This is a genomic window from Streptomyces sp. A0958 (assembly GCF_004795035.1).
Taxonomy (GTDB): Bacteria; Actinomycetota; Actinomycetes; order Streptomycetales; family Streptomycetaceae; genus Streptomyces.
The window spans coordinates 165,445-171,792 of sequence record NZ_SSBK01000012.1 but is presented as its reverse complement, the minus strand read 5'-3'; the positions used below and the strand labels follow the sequence as shown (position 1 = coordinate 171,792).

The 6,348-nt window shown below is 72.2% G+C and carries 5 protein-coding genes; 3 read left to right on the top strand and 2 right to left on the bottom strand.

Annotation, left to right across the window (positions count from 1 at the left end; translation table 11 throughout):
- Positions 1-793 (bottom strand): phosphatase PAP2 family protein (locus E6P78_RS15375; RefSeq protein WP_136204134.1); only part of this gene is annotated, 793 nt, incomplete at its 3' end.
- 533 nt (positions 794-1,326) lie between these two features.
- Between E6P78_RS15375 and E6P78_RS15370 the strand changes: the two genes are divergently transcribed.
- Complete coding sequence (locus E6P78_RS15370) at positions 1,327-3,063, top strand: MFS transporter (RefSeq protein ID WP_136204133.1); 1,737 nt, start codon at positions 1,327-1,329, stop codon at positions 3,061-3,063.
- Positions 3,064-3,127: 64 nt separating this feature from the next.
- A complete protein-coding gene (locus E6P78_RS15365) occupies positions 3,128-4,339 on the top strand; it encodes an acyl-CoA dehydrogenase family protein (RefSeq protein WP_136204132.1) in 1,212 nt (403 codons plus the stop codon).
- A gap of 15 nt (positions 4,340-4,354) precedes the next feature.
- Here E6P78_RS15365 and sepF read toward each other — a convergent pair whose 3' ends face one another.
- Entirely contained in the window at positions 4,355-4,798 is a 444-nt protein-coding gene (sepF, locus tag E6P78_RS15360; protein WP_136204131.1) for a cell division protein SepF, read from the bottom strand.
- A 307-nt stretch (positions 4,799-5,105) separates the two neighbouring features.
- Between sepF and E6P78_RS15355 the strand changes: the two genes are divergently transcribed.
- On the top strand, positions 5,106-6,341 hold the full coding sequence (locus E6P78_RS15355; protein WP_206307816.1) for a DUF5685 family protein: 1,236 nt from the start codon (positions 5,106-5,108) through the stop codon (positions 6,339-6,341).
- Positions 6,342-6,348: the final 7 nt, after the last annotated feature.

Genomic DNA, 6,348 nt, shown 5'->3' with positions numbered 1-6,348 from the left:
GCTGTCCGGCCGCCACGGGCAGCGGGGTGTCGGCGGCGGGCGCCGACGGGACGGTGCGGCTGCCGGGCGCGCCCAGCCGGGCGCGGGCCGCGAAGATCCAGTCCTCGGCGCGGGTGATCAGCGGCTCCACCCAGGGCAGCCCCAGCAGGATGAGCAGCCCCGCGGCCCAGCCGAGGAGCACGTCGCTGAGCCAGTGCGTACCGAGGTACACCGTCGTCAGGCCCACCCCGAGCGAGACGATCGCGGACATGGCCGACAGATAGCGTCTGGCCCTCGGGGTGGCGGCCAGGTAGGCCAGGATTCCCCAGGTCACCACGGCGTTGGCGGTGTGGCCGGAGGGAAATATATCGCCGCCGGCGAAGAGCTCGGCCGAGCCGATCCTGGTCGCGTAGTGCGGGCCGAGCCGGCCGAGGCCGATCTTGACCGCGCCCACCGTCAGGTTGAGCAGCAGCAGCGAGGCGCCCAGCGTCAGCAGCGGGCGCAGGGTGTGCTGCCGCCAGGAGCGCCAGCCGAGCCAGCAGGCGACCATGACCGCCGTGGGCCCGCGCTGCCCGAGGACCACGTAGTAGTCGAGGGCGGCGTGGATTTCGGGCCACTGCTGGTAGGGCCGGAAGAGCATGACCTTCCAGTCCAGGGTCACCAGCCAGGACGACATGAGCACGGCAATGACGATGGCCAGATAGAACGCCAACGTCCCGCCGAAGAGAGCGATGCGGTGACGGCTCATCCGCGGTGTCTCTATCTTCGGCGGTTCCGGCTCCCGGTCCAGCCGGGCGAAGATGTCGGTACGCACCCAATCGACGTTACAGCGAGTGAGTGGGCGCGCCGGTCGATCCGGGCGCTTTGTGATGACGATGTGATGTGGACTATGTCTCAGTCGGCGGGATTCTTCAGGGTGTCTGAATAACTCTCGAATTCTTTTCCGGACTTTATGCGATGCGCGTTCGGCAACGGAATTCGGTGACACGGCGGAAGAATTCGCGGGGCGCCGAAGTGCGTTTCTCGGGGCGTGGCGGAACGGAACGGACGGTGTCAGTCCGGTTACCGTACGGCTTCGGGCAGGAGGTCTCCCGGTGTCGTCGGTGCGGCCCGGACGGGTCTTCGCAGGTCGCGGCGGTGCCCCGGGGGCAGGCCGGGCAGGGAGATCCGCAGTGGCGTACGCCACACTTCGCACGGTCATGCGGTATGAGATGGACCACGTATGGCCCTGTCGAACTCGCGTACGCTGACGGATCACTCGCCCGTCGACGCCGGGCCCCCAGGGACAGCGGCCGCCGCACCCGGGTGGGCCCGCCGAGCGCGAGGGACCATTTGGGAGGTAGATGCATGTCCGGGACGCCCACAGCCCGAATCCGCCTGCGCGCAGCCGCCGACGGTGCCAACCGATGGGTCGTCCTGGTCGTCCTCTGTCTCAGCCTGCTGCTCGTCGCGCTCGACGCGACGGTGCTGCACGTCGCCGTCCCCGCCGTCACCGAGGACCTGCGGCCCAGCGCCGCCGGCCTGCTGTGGATCGTGGACGCCTACCCGCTGGTCTGCGCCTCCCTGCTGATCCTCTTCGGCACCCTCGGCGACCGGGTCGGACGCCGGCGCGTCCTGTTGCTCGGCTACGCCCTCTTCGGTGTCGCCTCCGCCGTCGCCGCCCTGGCCGACACCGCGGGCGTGCTCATCGCGGCCCGCGCCCTGCTGGGCGTCGGCGGGGCGATGATCATGCCCGCGACCCTCTCGATCCTGCGGCAGGTCTTCCCCGACCGGCGCGAACGGGCCGTCGCGATCGGTGTGTGGTCCGCGGTCGCGGCGGTCGGCGCGGCCACCGGGCCCGTCGTCGGCGGCTTCCTCGTCGAGCACTTCTGGTGGGGCTCGGTCTTCCTGATCAACATCCCGCTGATGGCCCTGATCCTGCCGGTCGGCCGGCTGCTGCTCCCCGAGTCCCGGGGCAGTGACGACGGACCCTGGGACGTGCTCGGCGCGCTGATGGCCGCCGCCGGGGTGCTCGGCGTGGTCCTGGGCGTGAAGCGGGCCGGCACCGGCGAGGGCCTGACCGGCCCCGCCACCCTGGTGCCGCTGCTGCTGGGTGCCGCGCTGCTCGTCGCCTTCGTCCGCCGCCAGAGACGGCGCACCCATCCGCTGATCGACATCGGCATGTTCACCAGGCCCGCCTTCTCGACCGCGGTGGGCTGCATCGTCCTCGCCATGCTGGCCCTGGTCGGCCTCGAACTCGTCGCCGTCCAGTACCTCCAACTCGTCCTGGGCCTCAGTCCCCTGGAGACCGGCCTCAGGCTGCTGCCGCTCACCTTCGCCGCGATGGCCGCGGGCGCCACCGGCTCCCACACCCTGCGCCGGATCGGGCCGCGCCGGATGGTCGGCTGGGGCTTCGTCGTGACGGCGGCCTCGGTGCTGACGCTGACCGCGATGGGCCGGCACGACCGCCCCGCCCTGCTGACCGCCGCCTTCGTCGCCCTCGGCTTCGGCCTCCAGTCCACGCTCTTCGGGGCGTACGAGTCGATGCTCAGTGAGGCCCCCGCCGACCGGGCCGGCGGGGCCGCCGCGATAGGGGAGACCTCCTACCAGCTGGGCGCCGGCATGGGGATAGCCCTGCTCGGCAGCGTGATGAACGCCGCGTACACCCCCGGCCTCGCGAGCCTCCCGGCCGCCGGCGTCCCCGCGTCGGCCGGCGCCGCCGCCTCCCACTCGCTCGGCGAGGCCTACCAGGAGGCCGCGCACCTGGGCGGCCCCCTCGGCGCCGTCCTGCGCGCCACCGCCCGGGACGCCTTCATCGACGGGCTGCACATCACGCTGCTGGTCAGCGCGGGTCTGCTGCTGCTCGGGGCGCTCGCCGCGCTGAAGCTGCCCCGGGCCATGGAGTGCGCGCCCAAGCTGTGCGAACCCCGGGAGTCCGTGGAACGCCTCGACGCGCCGGCCGCCGAGGGCGCGGCGCCCGTCCGCGGTGCCGAGGAGGCGCCCGGGGTGCCGCTGCGGCTGCCCGCCCGGCGCCGACCGGCCGGGGCGGCGGGCTCTGGACGCGCGGCACACCGAGTCGTAACGTCGGCACCGCGTCGTAACTAACGCTGCTAGTTTTCGAGCTTTCCACCGACATCGGTACCGTGCGAGCCGCCGGAGGCACACCCTCATGTCCACCGCCCCCACCTCGAAACTCCCGCCCTTCGACCCCCGCGACCCGATCGGCGTCGACGACCTGCTGAGCCCCGAGGACCTCGCGATCCGCGACACCGTCCGCACCTGGGCCGCCGACCGGGTCCTGCCGCACATCGCCGAGTGGTACGAGAACGGCGAGCTGCCCGGCATCCGCGAGCTGGCCCGCGAACTCGGCTCGCTCGGCGCGCTCGGCATGTCGCTCCAGGGCTACGGCTGCGCGGGCGCCACCGCCGTCCAGTACGGGCTGGCCTGCCTGGAGCTCGAAGCGGCCGACTCGGGCATCCGCTCACTCGTCTCCGTACAGGGCTCCCTCGCCATGTACGCGATCCACCGCTTCGGCTCCGAGGAGCAGAAGCAGCGGTGGCTGCCCGGTATGGCGGCGGGCGAGACCATCGGCTGCTTCGGCCTCACCGAGCCGGACCACGGCTCGGACCCGGCCGCCATGCGCACGTACGCCAAGCGCGACGGCGAGGACTGGGTGCTCAGCGGCCGCAAGATGTGGATCACCAACGGCTCGGTCGCCGGTGTCGCGGTCGTCTGGGCGCAGACCGGCGAGGGCCCGGCCGGCAGCGGCATCCGCGGCTTCGTGGTGCCGACGGACGCGCCCGGTTTCTCCGCGCCCGAGATCCGGCACAAGTGGTCCCTGCGCGCCTCGGTCACCAGCGAACTGATCCTGGACGAGGTGCGGCTGCCCGCCGACGCCGTACTGCCCGGCGTCACCGGGCTGCGCGGACCGCTCAGCTGTCTCAGCCACGCCCGCTACGGCATCGTCTGGGGCGCCATGGGCGCGGCCCGGTCGAGCTTCGAGGCGGCCGTCGACTACGCGCGGACCCGCGAACAGTTCGGGAAGCCGATCGGCGGCTTCCAGCTCACCCAGGCCAAGCTCGCCGACATGGCCGTCGAGCTGCACAAGGGCATCCTGCTCGCCCACCATCTGGGCCGGCGGATGGACGCGGGCCGGCTCCGCCCGGAGCAGGTCAGTTTCGGGAAGCTGAACAATGTGCGGGAGGCCATCGAGATCTGCCGCACCTCGCGCACGATCCTCGGTGCCAACGGGATCTCGCTTGAGTATCCGGTGATGCGGCACGCGACGAACCTGGAGTCGGTGCTCACCTACGAGGGGACCGTGGAGATGCACCAGCTGGTCCTGGGGAAGGCGCTCACCGGTCTGGACGCGTTCCGATGAGCGCCCGCAGGACGGTCAGCTCTGGTTGAAGAAGCCGTCGGCCGGCCGGCCGACGGCTTCGCCGTTCAGCACCTGTGTGTCGGCGGGGGTCAGCAGGAAGACCCGGGTGGCGACGCGGTCGATCGACCCGCGCAGTCCGAAGATCAGCCCTGCGGCGAAGTCCACCACGCGCTTGGCGTCGGCGGAGTCCATGGACGTGAGGTTCATGATCACCGGGACGCCGTCCCGGAAGAGCTCGCCGATGCTGCGGGCGTCCCGGAAGCTGTCCGGGGTCACGGTGGCGATCCGGCGGCCCGTCTCCTCGGCCGTCTCGGAGGCCACCCGCACCCGGGGATCGGTCACCCAGGCATGGCCGGTCCCGGTCCGTGCACCCTCGGCATACTCGTCGTCGTCGTAGTACCGCTCGTCGTTGTCCTCTACGAGGCCCAGCCAGGCACTCGCCTTGCGCACCGATCCCATGGACGCCTCCTCTCACCGCGGTTCCTTGGTGTTCCGCATCTCTTTCGTATCCCTATGGTCGTCCATGATGCGGATCGTGTGCCAAGGGGATAGGCGGCGCGCAGGGCATTCGTGACGGTACTGGTGCATGTGATGTGGCGATTCGTCAGGGTTCCTCCCGGTAAAGGGCCCTGAAGAAAGAAAATATGATGCTCCGGTCCGTACGGGTGACATGGGGGACGTACGGGTGAACGGGTCGCTCGATACGATGCACGTCGCATCCGCGCCCCAGTGCGGCGCACACGTGAACGACTCCCGGGGGATGGCCGTGTTCGGAATCGTCAGGCCCTGTACCCATCGCCTCTCCGAGGGGCTCAAGGCCGAGTGGATGGCCCACCTCTGCGGGCTCTGTCTGGCGCTCCGCTCCGACCACGGGCAGTTCGCCCGGATTGTCACGAACTACGACGGCCTGATCGTCTCGGTCCTGACGGAGGCTCAGGCCGAACGCACCCCCGCGCTGCGCCGCACGGCCGGGCCCTGCCCCCTGCGGTCCATGCGCACCGCGCCGGTCGCGCGCGGCGAGGGCGCCCGGCTGGCGGCCGCCGTCTCGCTGGTGCTCGCGTCGGCGAAGGTGCGCGACCACGTCGCCGACCGGGACGGCCTGTTGGCGCGCCGCCCGGTGGCCGCGGCGGCGCGCCGGGTGGCGGCGGGCTGGGACCGGGCCGGGGCGCGCACCGGCGCGCAGCTCGGCTTCGACACCGCGGTCCTCGTCGACGCCGTCGACCGGCAGACCGGCATCGAGCTGCTGGCCGGCCCCGGCACCCCGCTGATGACGGTCACCGAGCCCACCGAGACGGCCACGGCGGCGGCCTTCGCGCACACCGCCGTACTCGCGGGCAAGCCGCAGAACGCCGAGCCGCTAGCCGAGGCCGGGCGCCTCTTCGGGCGCCTCGCGCATCTGCTGGACGCCGTGGAGGACCAGGAAGCTGACGCCGCGTCGGGTGCCTGGAACCCGCTCACCGCGACCGGCACCTCGCGCGCCGAGGCCCGCCGGCTGTGCGACGACGCGCTGCGGGGCGTGCGGCTGGCGCTGCGCGACGCGGAGTTCACCGACGGCAGGCTGGCGCATGTGCTGCTGGCGCACGAACTGCGCCGCTCGGTGGACCGCGCCTTCGCCACGGACGTCTGTTCGCACCAGGCCGGCGGGCTGCTGACCGCGTCCGGCGAGCCGTCAGAAACGCGGCCCACGGGGTCGTTCGGGCCGCCGCCGGGCAATCCGTACGCCCCCTCCGGACCGGGCGCTCCCTTCGGCCCGCCGCAGCCGCCGCCCGAGCCCCCGCGCGACCGGCGCGGGCTCGTCATGGGCTGCCTGGTGTGGGCCGGGCTCGCCTGCACCTGCCAGATGTGCTGCGGCACCTTCGACGACCCCTGGACGCGTCAGCGGCGCGAGGGGCTGTGCAGCCAGTGCGACTGCGGGGACTGCTGCGACGGCTGCGATGCGTGCAGCAACTGCTGCGATTGCTGTAGCTGCTGCGACGGCTGCGACTGCGGGTGCGACTGCTGATACGGCG

Excerpts from the sequence above, each read along its gene's own strand:
- E6P78_RS15370 (WP_136204133.1), top strand. The coding sequence starts at position 1,327 with ATGTCCGGGACGCCCACAGCCCGAATCCGCCTGCGCGCAGCCGCCGAC.
- E6P78_RS15365 (WP_136204132.1), top strand. The coding sequence starts at position 3,128 with ATGTCCACCGCCCCCACCTCGAAACTCCCGCCCTTCGACCCCCGCGAC.
- sepF (WP_136204131.1), bottom strand. The coding sequence starts at position 4,798 with ATGGGATCGGTGCGCAAGGCGAGTGCCTGGCTGGGCCTCGTAGAGGAC.